We start from the raw sequence: 679 nt of genomic DNA, 5'->3' as shown, positions 1-679 counted from the left end.
ATCTCCATAAAATATAAATCTGAACAAAAAGTGGCTCAGAAACAAGTCCCCTTGATATTAATACCAGGAACTGACGGTAGTGTAAAATAAGTTGTGTAAACACAAAAAGGAATAAATCCGTTATAGTAGAGTTGCGAAACATTACTAGAAAGAGATTTATTCCTATGACTCAGTTTACCACAGAACTACTTAACTTCCTAGCCCAAAAGCAAGATATTGATGAATTTTTCCGTACTTCTCTTGAAACTGCTATGAATGATCTGCTTCAAGCAGAGTTATCAGCCTTTTTAGGGTATGAACCTTCGATAATGGCTGGAATGAACTCGCTAGTCTCATACATCGAAAGTTTTTGTGATTGAAGACTTGGTGTCAGACTAACAAAAGCAAGACGATAAGCCCAAGCAACGATAAGACTTGGAATAATTGAACCTAAAAGTCCAATCCAAGCTCCCTCTAAGAAGAATGGCCAACGAATATAACCATTTTTAGCCCCAACCAGACGCATGATTTGAATCTCACGTTGTCTTGATAGGATAGTGATTCGAATGGTGTTAGAGATCAAGAAGACCGCGACAAAGATTAATAAAATCGCTGCTGCAGTTCCCCAAGTTTGAACTCCTCGTGCAATTTGGAAAAGTTTTGCGGTATTAGCACCACCATAAGTTGCTTTTTCAATTCC

At 38.0% G+C, this 679-nt stretch carries 1 protein-coding gene and 1 pseudogene; one reads left to right on the top strand and one right to left on the bottom strand.

Annotated elements, in window-relative coordinates; genetic code table 11:
* Window positions 1–164: 164 nt before the first annotated feature.
* A pseudogene (locus BABA_RS26540) lies at window positions 165–326 on the top strand (transposase); the annotation flags it as partial.
* Here the strand turns inward: BABA_RS26540 and BABA_RS12200 are convergent.
* A partial coding sequence (locus BABA_RS12200) for an FtsX-like permease family protein (RefSeq protein WP_007085498.1) occupies window positions 266–679 on the bottom strand: 414 nt, incomplete at its 5' end. The pseudogene BABA_RS26540 and the gene BABA_RS12200 sit on opposite strands and share 61 nt — an antisense overlap.

It is taken from the genome of Neobacillus bataviensis LMG 21833 (genome assembly GCF_000307875.1).
GTDB classification, from domain to species: Bacteria; Bacillota; Bacilli; order Bacillales; family Cytobacillaceae; genus Neobacillus; species Neobacillus bataviensis.
The sequence above is the reverse complement of the archived record's forward strand: the minus strand, read 5'-3'. Positions and strand labels throughout refer to the sequence as shown.